General features: G+C 71.6%; 17 protein-coding genes. 4 read left to right on the plus strand and 13 right to left on the minus strand.

All coding sequences use genetic code 11. From position 1 onward, the window contains the following. Window positions 1–98: 98 nt before the first annotated feature. The 8 genes from CEP50_RS05955 to CEP50_RS05990 form a co-directional block, all read right to left on the minus strand. Window positions 99–1,142 (minus strand): zinc-dependent alcohol dehydrogenase family protein, encoded by a 1,044-nt coding sequence (locus CEP50_RS05955; protein WP_106112935.1) that lies wholly within the window; start codon window positions 1,140–1,142, stop codon window positions 99–101. Between the two features lie 43 nt (window positions 1,143–1,185). After that, window positions 1,186–2,199, minus strand: coding sequence for an NADP-dependent oxidoreductase (locus CEP50_RS05960; RefSeq protein ID WP_181188238.1), 1,014 nt, complete (start codon window positions 2,197–2,199; stop codon window positions 1,186–1,188). 158 nt (window positions 2,200–2,357) lie between these two features. Further along, a complete protein-coding gene (locus CEP50_RS05965; RefSeq protein ID WP_106112936.1) occupies window positions 2,358–2,831 on the minus strand; it encodes a MarR family winged helix-turn-helix transcriptional regulator in 474 nt (157 codons plus the stop codon). Between the two features lie 142 nt (window positions 2,832–2,973). Next, complete coding sequence (locus CEP50_RS05970) at window positions 2,974–3,588, minus strand: TetR family transcriptional regulator (RefSeq protein WP_106112937.1); 615 nt, start codon at window positions 3,586–3,588, stop codon at window positions 2,974–2,976. Beyond that, entirely contained in the window at window positions 3,585–4,592 is a 1,008-nt protein-coding gene (locus tag CEP50_RS05975; protein WP_106112938.1) for an aldo/keto reductase, read from the minus strand. Before CEP50_RS05975 ends, CEP50_RS05970 begins: the two co-directional genes overlap by 4 nt. A gap of 97 nt (window positions 4,593–4,689) precedes the next feature. Next, complete coding sequence (locus tag CEP50_RS05980) at window positions 4,690–5,517, minus strand: MOSC domain-containing protein (protein ID WP_106112939.1); 828 nt, start codon at window positions 5,515–5,517, stop codon at window positions 4,690–4,692. A 219-nt stretch (window positions 5,518–5,736) separates the two neighbouring features. Next, on the minus strand, window positions 5,737–6,510 hold the full coding sequence (locus CEP50_RS05985) for an exonuclease domain-containing protein (RefSeq protein WP_106112940.1): 774 nt from the start codon (window positions 6,508–6,510) through the stop codon (window positions 5,737–5,739). A 118-nt stretch (window positions 6,511–6,628) separates the two neighbouring features. Next, the gene (locus CEP50_RS05990; RefSeq protein ID WP_106112941.1) at window positions 6,629–7,294 is read right to left on the minus strand and encodes an esterase/lipase family protein; all 666 of its coding nucleotides are present in this window, start codon (window positions 7,292–7,294) and stop codon (window positions 6,629–6,631) included. Between the two features lie 225 nt (window positions 7,295–7,519). Here CEP50_RS05990 and CEP50_RS05995 point away from each other — a divergent pair, with 225 nt between their 5' ends. Continuing rightward, window positions 7,520–10,237: a helix-turn-helix transcriptional regulator gene (locus CEP50_RS05995; RefSeq protein WP_106112942.1), complete on the plus strand. Its 2,718-nt coding sequence runs from the start codon at window positions 7,520–7,522 to the stop codon at window positions 10,235–10,237. Between the two features lie 52 nt (window positions 10,238–10,289). Here CEP50_RS05995 and CEP50_RS06000 read toward each other — a convergent pair whose 3' ends face one another. From CEP50_RS06000 to CEP50_RS06010, 3 genes are read right to left on the minus strand one after another with little or no spacing between them, the layout of a single operon-like run. Beyond that, the gene (locus CEP50_RS06000; protein ID WP_106112943.1) at window positions 10,290–11,420 is read right to left on the minus strand and encodes a hypothetical protein; all 1,131 of its coding nucleotides are present in this window, start codon (window positions 11,418–11,420) and stop codon (window positions 10,290–10,292) included. A 51-nt stretch (window positions 11,421–11,471) separates the two neighbouring features. Next, the gene (locus CEP50_RS06005) at window positions 11,472–11,807 is read right to left on the minus strand and encodes a hypothetical protein (RefSeq protein ID WP_106112944.1); all 336 of its coding nucleotides are present in this window, start codon (window positions 11,805–11,807) and stop codon (window positions 11,472–11,474) included. A 34-nt stretch (window positions 11,808–11,841) separates the two neighbouring features. Next, window positions 11,842–12,060, minus strand: coding sequence for a hypothetical protein (locus tag CEP50_RS06010; protein WP_019855554.1), 219 nt, complete (start codon window positions 12,058–12,060; stop codon window positions 11,842–11,844). A gap of 178 nt (window positions 12,061–12,238) precedes the next feature. Between CEP50_RS06010 and CEP50_RS06015 the strand changes: the two genes are divergently transcribed. Beyond that, on the plus strand, window positions 12,239–14,188 hold the full coding sequence (locus CEP50_RS06015; RefSeq protein WP_258174898.1) for an IucA/IucC family protein: 1,950 nt from the start codon (window positions 12,239–12,241) through the stop codon (window positions 14,186–14,188). After that, the gene (locus tag CEP50_RS06020) at window positions 14,185–16,152 is read left to right on the plus strand and encodes an IucA/IucC family protein (protein WP_106112945.1); all 1,968 of its coding nucleotides are present in this window, start codon (window positions 14,185–14,187) and stop codon (window positions 16,150–16,152) included. The genes CEP50_RS06015 and CEP50_RS06020 overlap by 4 nt, the downstream gene beginning before the upstream one ends. A 28-nt stretch (window positions 16,153–16,180) precedes the next feature. On the opposite strand, the gene CEP50_RS06025 is transcribed toward CEP50_RS06020, so the two are convergent. Beyond that, entirely contained in the window at window positions 16,181–17,725 is a 1,545-nt protein-coding gene (locus CEP50_RS06025) for a hypothetical protein (protein WP_106112946.1), read from the minus strand. A 247-nt stretch (window positions 17,726–17,972) separates the two neighbouring features. Beyond that, window positions 17,973–18,635 (minus strand): TetR/AcrR family transcriptional regulator, encoded by a 663-nt coding sequence (locus CEP50_RS06030; protein WP_106112947.1) that lies wholly within the window; start codon window positions 18,633–18,635, stop codon window positions 17,973–17,975. Window positions 18,636–18,886: 251 nt separating this feature from the next. Between CEP50_RS06030 and CEP50_RS06035 the strand changes: the two genes are divergently transcribed. After that, window positions 18,887–20,266, plus strand: coding sequence for a carboxypeptidase regulatory-like domain-containing protein (locus CEP50_RS06035; protein WP_258174900.1), 1,380 nt, complete (start codon window positions 18,887–18,889; stop codon window positions 20,264–20,266). Window positions 20,267–20,283: the final 17 nt, after the last annotated feature.

Below are 20,283 nucleotides of genomic sequence, written 5' to 3' on the forward strand. Positions count from 1 at the left end.
CGCCCGCCCCGAACGGACGGGAGGGCCTGGTCGGTGGACACGGTTCCCGCGCCGGGAGGACCCCGGCGGGGCCGCCGTGCGGGAGGTTCAGGGGCCGGTCACGGGCGGACCAGCACCTTGAGCGCCTCGCGTTCGTGCATCGCGCGGTAGCCCTCGGCGATCTCGTCCAGGCCGAGGGTGCGGTCGAACACCTGGCCCGGGCGGATCCGGCCCTCCAGCACGTCCGGCAGCAGCTTCGGGATGTAGTGGCGGGCCGGGGCGACCCCACCGCTGATGGTCACGTTCTTCAGGAACGTCCGGCCCGGTTGGGGGATGTTCTCGTAGACCGGAGCTCCGACCCGTCCGATCGCTCCGCCCGCGCGGACCGCGTCCACGGCGGTGGCCAGTGACTCCGCCGTGCCGACGCACTCCAGCACGCTGGAGGCGCCCTGGCCGCCGGTCAGCTCACGCACCCGTTCGACCCCCTCGGGGCCGCGCTCGGCGACCACCTCGGTGGCTCCGAAACGCCGGGCCAGTTCGGTGCGGCGAGGGTGTCGACCCATGATGATCACCTGCTCCGCACCGAGCCGGTCGGCGGCGAGCACACCGGAGAGGCCGACCGCCCCGTCACCGATCACCAGCACCGTGGATCCCAGCCCCACAGAGGCGGACACCGCGGCGTGGTGGCCGGTGCTGAACACGTCCGAGAGGGTCAGCAGCGAGGCGTTCAGCTCGTCGTCGCCGTCGGCGGGCAACGTGACCAGGGTGCCCTCGGCCCACGGCACCCGGACGGCCTCGCCCTGGGCGCCGTCGACCCCGTCGGCTCCCCAACCTCCCCCGTTGACGCAGGAGGTGGGCAGCCCTTCCCGGCAGAACACGCAGTCCCCGTCCGAGAAGGTGAACGGGGCCACCACCACGTCGCCGGGGCGCGGGGAGTTCACCTCCGAACCGGTTTCCTCGACCACGCCGAGGAACTCGTGTCCGATGCGTTTCGGTCCTTCGTCTCCCGAGGAGAGGTCGATCCCGCGGTAGGGCCACAGGTCGCTGCCGCAGATGCAGCTGTGGGTCACGCGGACGATCGCGTCGGTGCTCGCGCGCAGTTCGGGGTCGGGAACCCGTTCCACGCGGATGTCGCCCGGCCCGTGTATCAGGGTCGCCTTCACTCGTTCCTCCGTCTGTCGTGGCAGTACCGGCCAGTGCGTGCGCTCAGCGGAGGTCGACCAGCATCTTGCCGGTGTTCTCGCCGCGCATCATGCCGAGGAACGCCTCGGGGGCCTGTTCGATCCCGTGGACCACGGTCTCCTCGTAGCGGATCCGTCCGTCCCGCACCCACGGGCCGACCTGGTCGAGGAACCGCGGGTACAGGTCGAAGTGGTCGAGGACGATGAATCCCCGCGCGGTGAGCCGCTTGGAGACCATCTGGAACATGCCGCGCGGTCCCGGCTGGGCGTCGACCTCGTTGTACTGGGAGATCGCCCCGCACATGGCGATGCGTCCGAAGTCGTTCATGACGTGGATGGCGGCTTCGAGGTGGTCGCCGCCGACGTTGTCGAAGTACACGTCGATGCCCTCGGGGGCGGCCTCGGCGAGCTGTTGGCCCACGGGGGCCTTCTTGTAGTTGAACGCCGCGTCGAATCCGAGGTCCTCGGTGATGTGCCGGACCTTCTCGTCGGACCCGGCGCTGCCGATCACCCGGCGGGCACCGTTGAGTTTGGCCAGCTGTCCGGCGAGGGAACCGACCGCTCCGGCGGCTCCGGAGACGAACACCACGTCGTTCTCACGCAGGTCGGCGATCTCGAACAGACCGGCGTAGGCGGTCAGTCCGGGGGCGCCGAGCACGCCGAGGAAGGCGTTCGGGTCGGCCATGTCGGGGTCGGCTCTGCGGGCGGCGGTGGCGTCGAGCAGCGCGTACTCGCGCCAGCCCAGCATGTGCACGACCAGGTCACCCGGGGAGAAGTCCTCCGCGTTGGAGGAGACGACCTCGCCGACGGCCGCGCCGGTGAGGGGTTCGCCGACCTGGAAGGGGGCCACGTAGGTGTGCTTGTCGTTCATCTGGCCGCGCATGGCCGGGTCGACGCTCATCACCAGGTTGCGCACCAGCAGTTGGTTCGGCCCCGGTTGTTCGGGGGTGACCGTGGCGATCTCGAAGTTGTCCCGGGTGGGCCAGCCCTGGGGGCGGGCGGCGAGTCGTACTTCCCGTGCCGTGGTGGGCAGTGACATCCGTTCTCCTGCGTCGCGTGTCCGGCGGTTTTCGGCCCGTCCGGAAGGACGAACCCAATTACATTGTACGCAACTAAAAAGAGTGCTTTTGTGTTGCGTAAAATACATATCGCCGGGCCGATCCCCAGGACTTCCCGCCCGTCAGACGGGCGTCGAACTCACTCCCCCTGTTCGAGGCGCGCGGCAGCCGTGTCCAGGGCCTCGGTCACCCTGATCAGGTCGGCGTGCAGCTGACTCAACTGCTGCTCGTCCAGCCCGGTGGCCGAGAGCACCCTGCGCGGGATGTCCCGCGCCTGCTCGCGCAGCCGGGTTCCCTGCTCGGTCGCCCGGACCACCACGGAACGCTCGTCCTCCCGGCTGCGTTCCCGGCGCACGAACCCGGCCTTCTCCAGACGTTTCAACAGCGGCGACAGCGTTCCGGAATCCAGTCGCAGCACCCGCCCGAGCTCCTTGACCGTGAGCTCACCGCGCTCCCACACCGTCAGCATGACCAGGTACTGGGGATAGGTGAGCCCGAGCTCGCCGAGCACCGGTCGGTAGAGCGCGTCGAAGGCGCGGGAGGTGGCATGCAGCACGAAACAGAGCTGCCGCTCCAGACGCAACAGCTCCTCGGAGTCCACGCGCTCGGTCACGTCCCCTCGGGACGGCCGGCCGGTTTCCTGCGTATCCCGCACACTCGCAGGGTAGCAGTGAATTGTGTGCAACCGGTTGTCGCGAAGAACGGAACCCGCCGCGTGGGCCACCGGCAGGGGAGTCCGGCGTCCTCCACGAGGACTACGAGCCGTCCCCGACTCCGACCCGGTCGCGGTCGGGTTTGTCCAGACCCCACCGCAGCAGCGTCCAGAGCGCTTCGAACCGCCGCTCGATACCCGGATCGTCCCACTCGGCGACGTGGACGGGGTTGTGGAAACGGTCCGTGGCCGACAGCACCGCCCAGGCCGTCTCCGCCGGACACGCCACGTCGAGCTCCCCCCGACGCACGCCGTCGGCGATGATCTCCACGAGCATCCCGGCCAGGATCTCCAGGTGCTCGCTCTGCACCTTGTCGGAGCGCACGACCGCCCGGTGGTAGGTGGCGAAGAGTTCGGGGTCCTGGCCGGCCAGGGCCCGTTCGGACGTGAACAGCTGCCACAGCCACCGCCGGATCCGCGACACGGCGGGGGCGTCCTCGGTGACCACGGGACGCAGCGGCTCCCGCAGCCGCAGCAACCAGCGCTCGGCCACCGCCTCCCGCAGGGCGGCCTTGGAGGCGAAGTGCCGGTACACGGCACCGTGGCTGACCTCCAGGGTGCGGGCCACGTCCACCACCGTGGTCTTGGCCGGGCCGAAGCGGCGGAGGACCTCCTCCGCCGCGTCGAGGATCCGCTCCGGAGTCAGGGCCCCGGTCACGAGGGGCCGCCCCCGGTGCCACGTTCGCTGTCCAGCAGCGCCATCCCGTCGGGGTCGTAGCGCTGCCCGGCCACGGACTCGGCGGGAACCGCCCGTTCGAGGGCCGCGACGTCCGCCTCGTCGAGTTCCAGCTCCAGCGCACCGAGTGCCTCGGTGAGCCGTTCCCTGCGCCGCGCTCCGACCAGCGGGACGATGTCCGTCCCTTTGGCCAGGGCCCAGGCGATCGCCAGCTGGGCCACGGCAACGCCCTTGTCCGCGGCCACCTCACGGAGCCGGTCGACGAGCCCGAGGTTGTGCTCCAGGTTCTCGCCCTGGAACCGGGGGAAGTGGGTACGCGGGTCGTCCCGCCGGTTCCGGTCCCAGTGCCCGGAGAGCAGTCCCCGGGAAAGCACGCCGTAGGCGGTGATCCCGATGCCGAGTTCACGGCAGGTGGGCAGGATCTCGGCCTCGATGGTGCGCGACAGCAGTGAGTACTCGATCTGTAGGTCCACGATCGGATGCACCGCCGCCGCGCGGCGGATGGTGTCCGCGCCCACCTCCGAGAGTCCGATGTGGCGCACGTGTCCGGCCTCGACCATCTCGGCGATGGCACCGACGGTGTCCTCGATGGGCACCCGCGGGTCCAGACGCGCGGGGCGGTAGACGTCGACGTGGTCGGTGCCGAGGCGTTGCAGGGTCTGGGCCAGGGAGTTCTTCACCCCGGCCGGGCTGGCGTCGAAACCGACGAACCGTCCGTGCGGGTCGCGCATGGCACCGAACTTGACGCTGAGGCACAGCCGGTCCCGGTCGTGCCGACGCAGCGCCTCCCGAAGCAGCAGCTCGTTGTGTCCGCTGCCGTAGAAGTCTCCGGTGTCCAGCAGGTCCACGCCCGCCTCGATCGCGGCGTCGAGCGTGGCGTGACTTTCGGAGGTGTCGGCGGGGCCGTAGAAGTCGGACATCCCCATCAGCCCGAGACCGAGCGGGAAGACCCGGGGGCCGGTGGTTCCGAGCGCACGTTGTCGCATGGCTCCAGCCTCGAAGGAGGTCTGACAGATGTCAAACACTGTCACCAGTGTCGGGCTCGGAACCCCGCCGGTGGGTCCGTGGCGGACACCGGTGTTCTCAGAGCTCGGACTCGCCCCAGTCGGCGACCCGGAACGAATCACCCACCGAGATCCGCCCCGGCCGGGTCACCGCGAACTTGCTGCCGAAGGCGACCCCGTTGCGGTCCGTGCGGCGGTACTCGGCGAGGGTGCGCAGCGGTTCGGGGCCGTCCTTGCGCCCACTGGACTGCTCGACCGTGGTGACCGCGCAGCGTTTGGCGATCTTGGCGTAGCCGAGTTCGGCCGCTCCGGCGGTGACGCTGCGTGCCAGATCCTCGGTGTGCGGCCGTTCCCAGCCGCGCACCACGATGTTCGGCCGGAACCGGTCCATCGGCAGCGCCGGATGCCCCCGGGCGGCGAGGCGTTCGTTCAGCTCGTCCAGGGAGGACTGGGAGGTCACCAGCACCGGACAGCTGTCCGCGTAGGCCGAGGTGCCGGGGGTGAGCCCGTCGGTCACCCGGTCGTGTTCGGTGGGGACCCGTACGAGGCGGCACGGGCCGCCGAGCACTTCGGACAGCCATTCGGCGGCCCGGTCTCCCTGGTCCACGCCCAGGTAGTTCGCCTTGTGCAGCTCCACCACCTCGCGCCGCCCCCTGTCGGTGGTCGCGACCACCAGCGGTTCGGTTCCGGGGGCGTGCAGTGTGAGGCGGGTCCCCTTCTCGTCGATCTCCGGGGTGAGTACGGCCATCCGAGGGGTGTTGCGTTGGCTGCGGAACCCACCGTGCGCGTCGGTGATCATGAAGCTGCGGTCGTGCCGTAGCCCGGCGCTGGTGAGAAAACCGCTGTCCACGGTGACTCCCGCGCATCCCTTGACCGGGTAGTAGACGAGTTGGGTGATCTCGGCCATGCGCCGAGCCTAGTAGGACGCAGGATCCCGGTGGGCCCTCGTGTGAGGTGCTCCTCCCGAAACGGGCCGGGTCCCGGTGGCCCGATTTTAGGCAAAATCGGCCCACGTGTTCCCCGCAGGCGCGAGGATGGGCCGTGGTGGCCCGATTTTAGGCAAAATCGGGCCACGCAACCCCCGCTAGCGCGGCCCCCGCGCGAGTTCGTCCCCGTTCGGACGGGATCAGACCCCGCTGACGAGCGCCTGCTGGCGCAGCGGCCACCCCTCGGCGTCGGTCCGCACGCGGGCGGCCCGCTGGCGCAGCCGCTGGGCCTCGGCCTCGTCGTCGGCCTTGTCAGCCTGCTTCTCCAGGTAGACCGCGAACCCACGGGTCTGGGAGCGGTACCACTCGACCTGCTGCTCGTGCAGCGTCCGCAGCGGCACGGTGCCGACCCGCTCGGGATAGGTCTTGGCCAGTCGCCAGGCCAGGCGAGCGGCGGCGATGGCGTCCCCGCTCGACGTGTGGGCGTCCTCGGCCTTCACCCGGTGGTGCTCGCACAGCGCTGCCAGGGTGCGTTTGCCCTTGCGGTAGCGGTCCATGTGCCGGTCGATGCACAACGGGTCCACCACCGGCCCGCCCAGGGACAGCGGAACACCCAGGTGCCTGCGGGCCTCGGAGTCCAACAGGGACAGGTCGAAACTGGCGTTGAACGCGATCAGCGGCGTCGTCTCCGACCACCTCGCCGCCAGGAACTCGGTGATGCCGGCCACCACGGTGGCTGCGGGGCTGCCGTTCGCGCGGGCGTACTCGGTGCTGATCCCGTGGACCTCGGCGGATTCCGCCGGGATCTCCACACCCGGATCCGCCAGCCAGTCGGTGGACTCGGCCGGGCTGCCCGGAACCACGGACACCACGGTGGCGGTGACGATGCGGTCCGTGTCCGTGTCGGTGCCGGTCGTTTCCAGATCGAGAGCCAGCAACGGCCCGTCGGCCCACGACTGAGCGGAATCGTTCATGCAACGAAGGTATCCGACGACCACGACACGGGGACACGCCCGGCGAGATCGGTGCCCCGGCACGGAAACGTGCCGCGTGCGGGGCGGACCACACACGCGGCACTCGTGTTTTCCCGGCTCAGCTCTCCAGGAAGTCGATCACGTCGGACAGCACGCCGATGTCACTGAGGAAACCGATGTGCGTGGTGCAGGTGGTGCGGTTGTTGTCCGCGCCCAGCACCCGGGTGTTGGTGTAGGGGATGATGACCCCGTCACAGGCCGAGTACCAGGTGGCGTACTCGGAGTCGCCCGGTGTCCAGTCGCCGGAGTTGAGCCGCTCCTCGAAGTCCGAACCGGGTGTCATCTCCCGGCAGGAGGCGTACTGCAGGCAGGCGCTGGCCGAGGTGGTTCCCTGGTTGGCCCCGGCCAACGAGGCCCAGTGGCCCACCTGCTCGTGTCCGCCCAGCTCCTTCATGTACCAGCGACTGACCAGTCCGCCCATGGAGTGGTTGACGATGTCCACCTTGTCCGCTCCGGTCTCGGCGCGGACGTGGTCCACGAACCCGGCCAGTTCGGCCGCGCTCTGCTTGTTCGACTGGCTCCAGTCGTACTCGAAGGCGTACAGCTGGGAGTCCGCGTAGCCGTTCAACCGGAACTGCGTCATGGCGGCCGACCAGTTGGAGGCGCTGCCCGTGTAACCGTGCACGAACACCACCGGGTTCGGCCCGGCCGCCTGGGCGACCGCGGGAGTCCCGAACACCGCGAGAGCGATGCCGGCGAGCAACGACACGAATATCCTGCGCATGAAGTCCTCCTCGACGTTTCGACAGGACGCGCCGAGTCTGCGGGCGCGGTTCGTGCCGACACATCGGTGAAATCACCGGTGTTCGTCCGAGGTGGAGTCCCACGTCGTGGACACCCTTCGGTCGGGCCGCGAAGTGTCCGAGCGACAGCGCGTTCCCGGGCCGTCGAGGAGCCGCTACTCCGGCTGTCGCTTTGCTGAGTGTGTTCTCGCACGCACACTGTTGACATGGCGCAGGCGCGGACCTTCTCCCGGAACGAACCCCGGCTGTACGGCCGGGAGGACACGGTGAACGCACTGTGTGGGGCTGCCCGTCTCGCCCGGGAAGGCGCGGGCACGGCCGTGGTCGTGACCGGCGACCGGGGCGGCGGGAAGACCGCGTTGCTCGACAGGCTCGAGGCCGAGACGGGGCTGCGTACCGTGGACCTCACCGGGGTGCGCGCCGAACGCGGGCTGCCGCTGGCCGGGTTGGCGCGGCTGGCCGCCTCCGCCGGCTTCGCCGCCGTGGGCGAGGCCGCCGACGAGGCTTCCGCGTGCCACGCCCTGCACCGCCGGGTGGAGCGGCACTGCGCGGAGGGGCCGCTGCTGTTCCGGGTGGACGACGCCGACCTGCTGGACCGGGCCTCGGCGCGTGCACTGGTCTCACTCGGACACCGCAGTGGTGCCCTGCCGCTGCTGCTGGTGCTGACCGTGTCCACCGACGCCCTGGGCCGGGAACTCACCCCGGTGATCCCGCGGGAGTTCACCCGGTACCCGCTCACCCCGCTGGACGAGCTCGACAGCAGGCTACTGCTGCGCGACCGGGCACGGGTGACTCCGGCGCCGGAGGTGGTCGAGGACGTCCTCGTCCGCTGCGGCGGCAACCCGCTCGCCCTCGGGGAGCTCGCCGAGGCGCTCACCGTCGAACGGGCGGCCGGGCTCGAACCGCCTGCGCTTCCTCCGGACGGCAGGTTGCTGGGGCAGGCCAGGCAGCTGCTGCACGAGATCCCGGAGGAGGCTCGGCGATTGGCGACGCTGGTGATCGCCGGAGGACGGTTGGACACGCGCGTGCTGCACCGGGCGGCGGGCGCGGACGCCACGGGCACGGCCTGGAGCGAGCTCCTCGCGACCGGGTTGGTGGGTGTTTCCGGGAAAAGCGCGTGGTTCTCCGGGGAACTCGTGCGTTCCGCGCTGGAGGGGGAGTGGGACCCGGCCGAGATGTGCGCGGCACACGCCCGGCTGGCCGCCGCTTTCGCGGAGGAGGGGCAGACGGCCAGGGCGCTGGAGCACCGCTGCGCCGCCGGAGGACCGCTTCCCGTCCCGGTGGGGGACGGGCTGGCCGAAGCCGCCTCCGAGGCGGCGCGCGACGGCGACCACGGCCTCTCCTCCCGGCTCCACGAGTGGGCCGCCCTGCTCGAACCGGACCGCGAAGCCAGCGCGTCGGGCCTGCTGGCGGCCGGGGTCCACGCGTGGACGAGCGGGAACCCGCAACGAGCGCTCTCCCTGGCGCGACGTGCCCGCCCGCTGGCCCGCACCACCGGGTCCCTGGTGGGGAACGAGCTGTTGCGCGGTGGGGTCGAACTCTGCGCGGGCAGCCCGGACGCGGCCCGGCGCAGCTTCACCGCGGCGGGCAGGGCGCTGGTGACCACCGACCGGAACGCCGCCGTGCGGGCCCTGATGTTCGCGGGAGAGGCGAGCTGCCTGGCCGGGGACTACCGTTCCTACTACGAGCTGGCCGACCGGGCGGCCCTGCTGCGGAGCGCGGACGACACGCCGGAGACCGCGCTGATGTTCGAGCACTTCGCGGGCATATCGGCGACCTTCCGGGGGGAGCACGTGCGGGCCGTGCCCGCCCTGCGGAAGGTGGTGCACCTGGCCGAGTCCACCACCGACTCCGACTCGGCCCTGTGGGGCAGCCAGGCGGCGTTCACGCTCGGGCTCCCCCACCAGGCCCGGGACCTCGCGCTGGGGGCCCGGCACGAGGAACGCCGCCGCGACGAGGGATCCCAGGAGCCCTGGGCGTGCGTGTACGTCTCGCTCGCCGCGCTGCTGCTGGACCGCCACGCCGAGGCGGAGACCGCCTCACTGGAGGGGCTGCGCTCGGCCCGGGCCCACGGGCAGTGGAACAGGGCTGTCGACCATCTCGTGCTGCTGGCGCTGGTGGCGGCTCTGCGGGGCGACCTCGAAACGGTGGGGGTCCGGCTGGACCAGGCCTTCGCACGGGACCTCTCGGGGGAGGGTCTGGGCAGGCCGGACGCGTTCGGGAACTGGGGGGCGGCCTGCGCCGAGCTGGCCCACGACAAACCCGCCGAGGCGGCGCGCCGACTGCGACTGATCGGTTCGGACAGTGGGGGGTGCAATCCGGTGGTGCGGGTGATGGCGGCCCCCTACTTCGTGGAGGCCGCGGTCTCCTGCGGGGAGCACGACAGCGCCCGGCGGCTGTTGCGGGCCTTCGACCGGTGGGTGGGTCCCACCGGGAGCCCGGCGCGGCTGGCGCTGTCCCACCGGTGTCACGCGCTGCTGGCCGAACACCCCTCCGAGGCGGAGGAGCGGTTCCGGGCGGCCATCGAACTGCACCGCGACAGCGGGAGCACCCTGGAACTGGCCCGCACGGAGCTGTTGTACGCGAGCCGGCTGCGCCGGGCACGTCGCCCCCGGGAGGCGGGCAGGCTGCTCGACGAGGCGCTGGGCGTGTTCCGGTACCACCGGGCGCGTGGGTGGACGGAGAAGGCACGGGCCGAGCTCCGGGCCACCGGCAGGTCCGTGCCCTCGGACGGTGTTCGGGAACATCCCGGCTTGACCGGGCAGCAGGCCCGCGTTTCCGAGCTGGTCGTCGAGGGGGCCACCAACCGGGAGATAGCCCAGCGGCTGTGTCTCAGCGAACGCACGGTCGAACACCACCTGCGCAACGTCTTCGTCCGGCTCGGGGTGCGTTCACGGGTGGAGCTGGCCCGGATGCTGGGCTAGGGAGCCGTGGTTCCGGGTGGGGGCTGCTCCGGGCGGGCCGGGTTCCGTCGGGTCAGCCGTTCTCGCCGTAGCGTTCCCGCTGTTCGGCCCGCTGCTGGTTCTCCCTGCGGCGCGCCTCGCGGTATCCGTAGGCCGCCCTGCGCACCGTGGCGTCGTCCTCCAGCCCGGAGCCGAGGGCTCCGGCCGCCACGCCCATGGAGGTGGCCCCCCATGACAGTGCCAGGTAGCTGGCGAGCGTGACCGGTCCGCCCATCTTGCTGACCAGCAGCTGCGGGTCGATCAGCAGCGTCGCCAGGGCCAGGTTCACCAGGAACAGCACCACGTACAGCAGGCCGACCCCGATGGTGACGGTCGCGGCGGTCGAGAGGTTGTAGAGCATGCGCTGCTCCCGGTCGTGCGAGTGCCGCGGTCGCTCCCACAGGTGGTGCGTACCTATCAGCCAGGTGACCATCAACGCGATCACGCCGAGGAGCACCACCCCGCGCCGCACCGGGCCCAGCATGGCGGCGATCTGCCAGACGGTGCTCGACGTCAGACCGAAGACCGAGGTGGCCAGGGAGGCCGCCAACGCCCCGGACATGCCCAGCACCAGCCGCCACGGGGTGTTGCTGCGCACCATCCCCGACAGCAGCCGGACACGCCCCCGCCACTTCGTGGCCCGGTACCGCACCGAGACGGCCTCGCCCGGTTCCTCCCGCCGGATCGGGGCGAACAGCTCGGTCAGCCCGCTGTGCAGCCCCCGGCGTCTCCCGCTCTCCTCGAGTTCGGCGGCGCTGTCCCCTCGGGAGGAGACGGCCTCGACCAGCTCCTCGACGGTTTGCAGCACCATCTGGCGCGCCCGGCGTCGGGGCTGGAGACCACCGAGGGCGGGCAGGGAGACCAGCCCGACGCGTTCGTGCTCCCCGCCGGTGTCGGCCAGCACCGGCCTGCCCTCGGAACGCAGCGGAAGATCGGTCACCCCGACCGCGTAGTCCCACTCGTGGGCGGCACGCTGGTGTTCGACGGCGTCGAGGATGTCCTTGCCGCTGCTGCGTCCGGCCGCCACCGGATCACAGACCACCTCCACGTCCCATCCGGAACCGTCGTCGACGTGCCGTTCGAGCCGGTCGGGCAGCTGGTGGACCAACGACCGGGCCACGTGGTCGGGAAAGTCCGGATCGCTGATCAGCCCCAGACGCGGCATCGCCCTCGCTCTCTTCCGGGAAGCGTCGACCTCGTTCGTCGCCCGGGCTCGTCACCGGTGTTCGATGCCGTATCCGGACCGGCTCGACGTGCCGTGCATGGTGGGCCGCCCCTTGCCGCGCGGCGGTTCCGGGGTGACCTCGGATCCGGAGCGGCTGTGCGGGGGCGTGTCCGCCGGTTCCTCCTCACCCCCGGAGGTTGGGCTCGCTCCCTGCCGGAGTTCCTCCAGCCTGCCGGTGAGTTGTTCGAGCACCGGTGTGCGGTTCGCGTGTGCGCGCTCGTGCTCGATCACCGTGTTCAGTTCGTCCTCGTCCAACGAGCGGATCCGGTGCTGTAGCGCGGACAGGGGAAGCTCGTCGTAGTCGGGAATGGGAAGTTGTTCCGTCACCGTGGCTCCTTGCGGTCCGGCGGGTTTTCGGGTGTCACGTGGAGACCACCGGGGCCACCCAGCCGTCGTCGGTGGTCGTCCAGTCGGCGCTGCGGTTCCACCCCGCCGCGCGCAGCTCCTCGTCCGCCTCCACCGGTTCGCCGATCGTGGCGGGCAGCTCCAGCTCGACCACCTCGGCCCCGCGGTCGTCCCGCACGATCACCGAGGGGTTGGCCGCCGTGTCACCCAGCCTGAAATGAGCGGTGTTGACCATCGCGAAACCTCCAGCCGACCTCGTGCCGCCCCCGGGCCCGTGCCGCGGCGTTCCCGGGTGTCCGGGGCGTACCCGGATTCCGCCGCGGTCAATCATCGGTTCCGGCCCGCTACGCAAAGCGGGTGACTGCCGGGCCGGGGCGTTGTCGGCGGAACCCGTGTGAGATCAACATGAGGTCGTGGACAACGGGGACGTGGAGAGTTCCGCACGGGTTCCGTCCGTGCCGCAGCCGCCGCTCGGCCCCGGCCGGGCCGGTCGGGGCCGCGGGACGGATCCCCGCCCGTGGGCCCGGTGGGTGGTGCTGTCGACGCTGCTCGCCGCGCTGGTACGGGAGGGCATGCTCGATCCCTCCGAGGCCCGCAGGCGGGGGGTGCGGTTCGGCACCCGTCCGGTCACGGCCACGGGCCGGGAGGAGCTCACCGCTCCGGTGCTGCTCTCCGCTCCCCGGGGTGGGAGCGAGGAGCACGTCCGGGACCCGGTGCGGATACTCGACGTGCTGTGGTCGACCGGCCTGGTGCGTCTCGACCTCACGAGGTGGCGGGCACTGCGCTCCGACCTCGCAGACAGCGCTTCCGGGCTGGCCCGGTCCGTGCGGGCGGGACTGCGCCGTGCGGACCGGGTGTCCCGTGCGGCCCGGCCGTGGCGCTTCCCGCCCTTCTCCGCGCTGCTCGACGCGTTGCGGCGGACCGAGTGCGCGGGATTCCCGCTGTCGACGGTGCTGGAACAGTGGGCGCTCGACGGTCATCCCTGGCAGCCGGTGGCCAGGACCCGAACCGGCCTGTCCCCGGAACAGGCGCGGCACTACGCCCCCGAGTTCGGAGCGGAGGTCGGGCTGCGTCTGGTCGCGGTGGCCGCCCACACCGTCTCCGGCGTGGACTCCGTGGGCGGGCAGAGCCCCCGGGAGGCGGGGTGGCGGGAGTTGCGGCGCGTCTTCCCGCAGGCGGTGCGGAAGGCCGTCGAGGAACTGGAGGGCGCCGGACACGTTCCCGCCGACTACGTGCTGATCCCCGTGCACCCGTACCAGCTCCGTCACGTCCTGCCCCGGCTGCACGGGGACGCGATCCGGGACGGCACGCTGCGGGTGCTCGGAGCCACCGTCGCTGCCCGGCCGCTGATGTCGCTGCGCACCCTCGACGCGCGTGAACCGGGCGGGAAGGCGGGGATGCACGTCAAAACCGCCGTGGAGGTGCGGCTGACCGGGGCGGTGCGCGGGGTCTCCGAGGAGGCGGTGCACAACGGGCCGAGGCTGTCGGCGCTGCTGGGGGAGCTGGTTTCCGAGGACCCCGAGCTCGCCGTCCCGGACGAGGGGGGCAGGCCGGGCTTCGAGGTGTGCCGCGAGCTTCTCGGGATCCGCCACGTCCCCCGGAGTACCCCCGAATCCGGGTGGCCCGACGGGTCCGGGCGGGCACGACAACGGTCGCTCGGCGCGATCCTGCGTGCGGAACCGGAGCAGGAAGCCGACGAGGTGGCACTGCCGGTGGCCGCGTTGCTCTCCCGCTCCCCGCTGACCGGCAACCGACTGGTCCACGACGTGCTGACCGAGGTTCGTGCCGGACGGACACGGCAGCGGGCGGCGTGCCGGTGGCTGGACCGGTACCTGCGGGTGGGGGTGGTTCCGCCGCTGGTGCTGCTGGTGCGCTACGGGATCGCCGTGGAACCGCACCCGCAGAACACTGTGCTGGTGCTGCGCGGCGGGATGCCGCGCCGGTGCCTGGTGCGCGATCTGGGTGGGGCGCGGGTGCTGCACGAGCGGCTGGCCCGGTCCGGGCGGGAACTACGGCTGCTGGAGGGCTCGGCGCTGCACTGCCCCGACCCGGTGGCACTGCGTCGGAAGCTGTTCTTCCCGTTGTTCGTCAACCAGCTCGGTGAGCTGGTGGCCGCGCTGGCCCGGGCGGCCGACTGTCCCCAGCGGGTGTTGTGGCGGGTGGTGTCCGAACGAGCGGCGGGGGGATTCGCCCGGCTGGCCGCCACAGCTCGTTGCCCGGACGAGGCCGCGGAGGTGGCCGTCGAGAAGAACGCGCTGTTCCACGAGCCCTGGCCGCTGAAGACCATGCTGGCCATGCGGCTGTCCGGGCTGGTGACCGAGCAGCGCTACGTGCCCGGCCCCAACCCGTTGGTCGACCCGTGACCGGGGTGTCCGGGGACGGCGACCACGCCGCGCCGAACGAACACGAGGTCGCCGTGGGGCGGCGACTGGAGGAACACGAGCCGGAGTTGGCCCGCCGGTGGTGGTCGGCCCTGCCCCGCGCGCGGGCGGACACCTGCCGCGCGTTCCTGGAGGCGCTGCTGGGGGAGCGGACTCCCGTGGTTCGTGGGCGCCGCCGCTCCGTGCGGTGGCCTCCACGGCGGTTCGACGTGGAGTCGCCCGTGGAGCTGGCGGCGTACTTCGGTGACCGCGTGGGGACGGTGGAGCTCGTGCGTCTGAGCGGCGGTTCCCTCGGCGCACTGTGGCAGGGGGGACCCGGCACGGGGCGGATGTCCGAGCCGGTGCTGGTCACGGAGGACGGGGTTCTTCCGGTGCGGCGGCCCGACGGGCTGGTCCGGCTGTTGCGGGACAGCGACACCACCGCCCGGTGGGACGCGGTGGGTGTGGAACTGGTCGACTCGGCGTGCAACCTCGCGCTGTCCAGAGTGCTCGTCGAACGGGGGCGGCGACGGTGTCCGCCGCAGGAGTGGGACGGGATCGATCCGCTGTCCGTGTTCGGGCCGGCGGAGAACACGGCGGTGGAACTCGACGCGCTCACCGCCGAGGGCCACGGTCTGCACCCGTGCGGCAAGGTGCGGCTGGGTTTCGAGCCGGAGGACTGCCTGAACTACGCCCCGGAAGGCGGTCGACGGGTCGCCCTCGCTTTCGTGGCCGTGCGCGGAGAGCTGCTGGCCTCCACCGCCGATCACGGGGGCCGTTCGGTGGGGGAACTGGTGGGAGAGCACTTCCCCCGGGTGCACGGGCTGGCCGTGCGGGAGCTGCGGGAACGGGGCGAGGATCCGGGTGCCTACGCGCTCGTGCCGGTGCACCCGTGGCAGCTGCGGGTGGCGGTGCCCCGGCACTACCGCGAGGAGGTGGAAAGCGGCGGGCTCGTCCCGCTGGAGCGCCCCCGGCTGCCGTGTCGGCCCACGCTGTCCCTGCGGACCCTGGTGACGGTCTTGCCGGGACGACACGGGCGGCGGTTGACGGTCAAGACCTCGCTGGACGTGCTGCTCACCTCCACCCGCCGCACCATGTCGGCGGGCACCACACGCGACGGACCCGCCACGAGCGTGCTGCTGCGGGAGTTGTTGGCCCGGGAGCCGGTGGCGGCCGGTCGGGTGGATACGGTGGCCGACCTGGCCGGGGTGGCCTTCGCCGCGAGCGGTGCGGAGGAGGGGTCGCCCCGGGGCCGGGGGCTCTCCGCGCTGCTGCGGGAGGACCCGGCCGACCGGCTCGGGGAGGGGGATCGACTCGTTCCGGTCTCCGCGCTGCGGGCGTGCTCACCGGTCTCCGGCCGGGTGCTGGCGGCGGATCTCGTGGACCACCTGGCCACGTGTGACCGTGTGAGCGGTGCGGAGGCCGCGCGACGTTTCCTGCGCGGCTACGGCGAGCTGCTGTTCGCGGCCACCCTGCCCCTGCTCTCCCGGCACGGGGTGGCGTTGGAGGCGCACATGCAGAACACGCTGCTGGTGCTGCGCGACGGTCGTCCCGCCCGGCTGTTGTTGCGGGACTTCGCCGGGATGCGGGTGTACCGGGGACGGATGTCCCCGGCGGTGCGGGAGGGGTTCGCCCGACGGGCACGGGTGACGGTGGCCGAAGGCGTGCGACAGCTGCACGAGAAGCTCTTTCACTCCGTGGTGTGGGCCAACCTGGCCGAGGTGGTCCGGCTGCTGGGGGACTCCCACGCCCTGGCGGTCGGTCGGTCGTGGCGGATCGTGCGCGCCGCGGCCGTGGACACGGTCGAACGTTTCTCCGCCGACTGTGCGGAGCCGGCCCGGTGCGACCTCGCCGCCCTGCTGGGACCGAGCCTGCCGCAGAAGGCTCTGGTCACCATGCGGCTGTACGCCACCGGTGGGGACGTCTACCGGCCACGTCCCAATCCGCTGCACCACCTCGGCGCGTGAGTGGACTCGGGAGGTCTTTCCGGTTCGGTCATCGCGCGCGTTCCAGCACCAGGTGGGAGGGTTCGCTCCAGGGGGAGTCGATGGTCCACACCGGGTTCGGCGCGGGCCCCGGTGCCCGGCGCAGCACGTAGTCCACCTCCCTGGGCTCGGTGGGGGTGAAGTGCCGGTAGTTGAACCGCAGCAGCGCGGCGGTCACCGGTCCGGCCTCCTCGATGCGCTCCCGCTTCCGCGGGGCGAGATAGCCGCGGTCGGACAGCCCGTCCACGACGGCGCACTCGCAGTGGTAGGCCAGGGTTCCGATCTCTCCGGGGCTGCGTACCGTGTCCTCGCCGACGATCCCACCGACCACACGGCCGATCCGCGCGTAGTCGGAGGGTGTGGCCCAGTTCGTGGTGATCGTGGCGTGGCGCCACGGCACCCCGGTGTCCAGCACCACCCGGGCCTGGTTGGCCAGCACTCCCGCCCCGAGGGCCACGGCGACCGTGGTGGCCAGCAGCGGCACGGCCCCGCCCCGCCCTCGGTACGTCGGGGACACGGCCGCCAGCGCGGCGGCGGCGAACACGGACAGTCCGATCATGGCCGGTACGTAGTACCAGTGGTACGGGGGAACACCGAGTGTGGTGTACACGCAGAAGTGCGTGGCTCCCGCCAGTCCGAACAACGCCCAGCAGTGGAGGAGGCGAGCGGTGCGGCGGCGCAGCAGGCGGGATACCAGCCACACCGGCAGGGCGAGGAGGGCGATGACGGCGGCGGCGAGCGCGGCGGCCGTGGCGGTGGGGTAGGCGCTGTGGTAGAGCTGCAACCCGTTGCCGAAGGTCCACTCCCCCCAGTTCTCCTGCTGCTGTTTGATCACCAGCGTGTCGGGGACGGCGGAGCCGAAGGACCACCAGCTGAGGGTGAACCACGGCAGCGCGACCGCGCAGGCGGGCACCAGCCAGCGCCACCACGCCCGCCACAGTGTCGGCCTGCCCAGCAGCAGCACGAGCACGAACACTCCCAGGTCGAGCCTGGTGAGGGCGAGCAGCCCGGCGGCCACGCCGAAGAGCACCCGATGGGGGCGCACGGCTCCCAGCAGGAGCAGTCCCAGCAGGGCCGAGGCCGGCGACATCTCCAGCCCGACCGAGGAGAGCAGGAACGGGTTGAGCAGGACGAACAGGCTCGCCGCCGCTCCCGTGAGCGCGGGAAGCCCGCTGTGTTCGGCGCTGCGGTGCAGGCACCAGGCGAGGAGGGCGTTGGCGAGGACGAACACCACTCCGAGGGCCGTGATCGGTTGGCGCAGCACGGCCGTGACGGCGGCCAACGCCAGCACGTTCAGCGGGGAGGTGGCGGTGTTGGCGAACTCCTCCTCGATCACTCCCCAGTGTCCGTGCAGGGCCATGTTGCGGGAGTAGTCGAGGGTGATGTAGGCGTCGTCGGTCAGGCCGCCGCGGACCAGCAGGAACAGCACGGTGGCCAGCAGGCCGACACCTCCGGCGGTGAACAGCGCCGCCCGCTCCCGGCGTGGGGGCGTGGTTGGTGACGGTCTGCTCACGGACGGCCCGGTCTCGTCCTGGGCTGCTTCGGTGATCGCCACCGCTGCTCCTCTCTCCCGGGGAAGCGGAGTCAGCCGTTCGGGTCCGAGGACGGTGGGGGGCTCGTGCCGGCGTGGTGGGTGCTGGACAGTGTCGCCCTGATGTGTCAAGGACCATAGCCGGTGCGGCGTGATTTCGCTCGATCGTCGGAATCTTCGGGGAAAGGCCCGGGCTCCGGAGTGGAGGGTGCTGTTCGTTCCCGGGGCTCGTGTCCGTTCGGCCGGGCCGTCACGGGGGAGGGAGCGGTGCTCAGTGCCGGTGGGGTGGGCGCAGCCCGTGGCGCAGCCGTTCGAAGGTCTCCTCCAGGCAGTCGCGCAGGCGTTCGTCCGGTTCGGATTCCTGCCAGGTCTGCACCGCCACGCGCAGTGCGGTGATCGCGCTCGCCCCGACCAGCCGTACGTAGGGGTCCTCGGGGGAGGTGTCCGTTTTCCGGGCCAGTCCCTCCACCAGTGAGGACTCCAGTGCCCGGAACGAGGTGACCACGCGTTCGATCAGTTCCGGGTGGTCCCGCAGCACCAGGGCCTGGTCACGCCACACCTCCCCGCTCATGGCGGTGTCCAGGGCCTCGCCGAGCACGGCCTGGGCACTGTCGAGGGGGGCCTCCTCGCTCGGGCGGGAGACCACTCTTCCCGAGGTGTTCGTGATCGTCTCCGGTGCCCAGGGGACGAGGACCTCCTCCTTGGAGGTGAAGTAGTTGAAGAAGGTCCTGGGGGAGACCTCGGCGTGGGCGCAGATGTCCTCGACGGTGACCGCGTTCGGCCCGTGTTCCCGGAACAGGGTGACGGCGGAGCGTTGCAGCGCCTGCCTGGTGGCGCGTTTCTTGCGTTCGCGGAGCCCACCGGGCCTCGTTCCCACGCCGGTGTCCGCGGGGTGTTCGGTCGCCGTCGGCGCTGGGTGCGCGGATCCGGCCATCGGGGCTTCTCCTGGAGGCCTGCTGGGCACTGGGCTGATCCGGGACTCATCGTAGTCGTGGCCGTTCACGCAGGGCAAAGCGGGCGCCAGCCGCGCTGGCACCACTGTCTTTTTGCAGTGACTGCACAAAACTGTTAGACTTGCGAAGTATTGTTCGGCGCGTCGTGGCGCCGCCGGTCGCCCTCGGGGGCGCGACCGGCTGTTCGTTTCCGATCGTGATCCCGTGCCCGGATTCGTGGTGAGGAGTGTCGGTGCCCCAGGAACAGCAGAAGCAGCTGGCGCGCACGCTGGTGTCGTCGCTGTGGTTTCCCGTGTTCTTCGTCGTCGGGTTCATGGTGTGCTACCTGCTGCCGTTCCACGCCCCGCAGCCGCGTGACATGTCGCTGGCCGTGGTGGGGCAGCAGGCGGCCGAACGCTTGGACACCTCGCTGGAGAGGTCGCTTCCGGGAGGCTTCGACGTGACCGCCGTGCCGAACGGGGAGGCGGCCGAGCGGGCGATCGCCGACCGGGAGGCCACCGCCGCCTACGACCCCGCCCACGGGGAGCTGTTCTACGCCTCGGCCAACGGCAAGGCCTCGTTGCAGATGCTGCGGCAGGTCTTCGCGCCGATCGCGCAACAGGCCGGGCAGCGGCTGACCACCACGGACCTGGGCCCCACGGCCCCGGGCGACGTCATGGGCACCGGGTTGTTCTACTGCCTGATGGCCCTCAACATCCCCCCGTACATCTCGGTGATGATGCTGCTGCGCGCCGAACTGACCACGCGCCAGAAGCTCGGGGCGCTGGTCGGCGTGGGGGCGTTGGGAACGGTGATCGTCTACGGGACGGCCCTGTCCCTGGACGTGATCTACAACGATCCCACCCTGCTGCTGGTCGGTTTCCTGCTCACCCAGGCGATCGCCTGGGTGAGCTTCGGACTGGTCCCCTTCGTCAAGCAGTTCATCCCCGGTGTGGCGGTGGGGCTGTTCGTGCTGCTGAGTCTGCCCTCCAGTGGTGGTGCCATCCCGAAGGAGCTGGTGCCGGGCTTCTTCCAGGCACTGCACCCGATCATGCCGCTGGGCCAGGCGGTGCACGCGATGCGCGGCATCCTCTACTTCGACGGCACGGGCTCGCTCGGCATGGTGCTCGGTCTGTGCGCGTGGGTGGCCGTGGGAGTGGCGCTCGTACTGCTCAACCAGTTCCTGGTGCGCAGGCGGGCGCGGGCCGCCTCCTCCGGTGAACCGGTCGCCGTCACCGACCACGGCGGCGGCTACGAACACGAGGACGACGGCGACGTCATCGTGGACCCCTCCTTCGAGGCCCCGGAGCCGGTCCACCACCGGACCCTGGCCGGTTCCGTCACGGACGGATCCGGTGCCGCCGTGCCGGGAGCGAGCGTGACCGTGACGGACTCCGGAGGGGTGCAGGTGGCGCGGATGCTGACCTCCCCCGACGGGGGGTACACGGTGCGGGAGCTGCCGGAGGGCCCGGTCACCGTGGTGGCTTCGGCCTCCGGGATGCAGCCGGCCGTGGACAGGCTGACCGCCCGCTCCGGACGGGTGGAGCGCTGCGACTTCCTGCTCGACACGGAGGAGGGCAGCCGCAGCGTGCGCCCGAGCCGGGCGGGTGGGGTGCTCACCGTCGGGGAGTGACCTCCCGGCTCCCGTGG

The sequence above is a fragment of the Actinopolyspora mortivallis genome (assembly GCF_003001495.1).
GTDB classification, from domain to species: domain Bacteria; phylum Actinomycetota; class Actinomycetes; order Mycobacteriales; family Pseudonocardiaceae; genus Actinopolyspora; species Actinopolyspora mortivallis_A.

Excerpts from the sequence above, each read along its gene's own strand:
- CEP50_RS05960 (WP_181188238.1), bottom strand. The coding sequence starts at position 2,199 with ATGTCACTGCCCACCACGGCACGGGAAGTACGACTCGCCGCCCGCCCC.
- CEP50_RS05975 (WP_106112938.1), bottom strand. The coding sequence starts at position 4,592 with ATGCGACAACGTGCGCTCGGAACCACCGGCCCCCGGGTCTTCCCGCTC.
- CEP50_RS05980 (WP_106112939.1), bottom strand. The coding sequence starts at position 5,517 with ATGGCCGAGATCACCCAACTCGTCTACTACCCGGTCAAGGGATGCGCG.
- CEP50_RS05985 (WP_106112940.1), bottom strand. The coding sequence starts at position 6,510 with ATGAACGATTCCGCTCAGTCGTGGGCCGACGGGCCGTTGCTGGCTCTC.
- CEP50_RS05990 (WP_106112941.1), bottom strand. The coding sequence starts at position 7,294 with ATGCGCAGGATATTCGTGTCGTTGCTCGCCGGCATCGCTCTCGCGGTG.
- CEP50_RS05995 (WP_106112942.1), top strand. The coding sequence starts at position 7,520 with ATGGCGCAGGCGCGGACCTTCTCCCGGAACGAACCCCGGCTGTACGGC.
- CEP50_RS06000 (WP_106112943.1), bottom strand. The coding sequence starts at position 11,420 with ATGCCGCGTCTGGGGCTGATCAGCGATCCGGACTTTCCCGACCACGTG.
- CEP50_RS06010 (WP_019855554.1), bottom strand. The coding sequence starts at position 12,060 with ATGGTCAACACCGCTCATTTCAGGCTGGGTGACACGGCGGCCAACCCC.
- CEP50_RS06030 (WP_106112947.1), bottom strand. The coding sequence starts at position 18,635 with ATGGCCGGATCCGCGCACCCAGCGCCGACGGCGACCGAACACCCCGCG.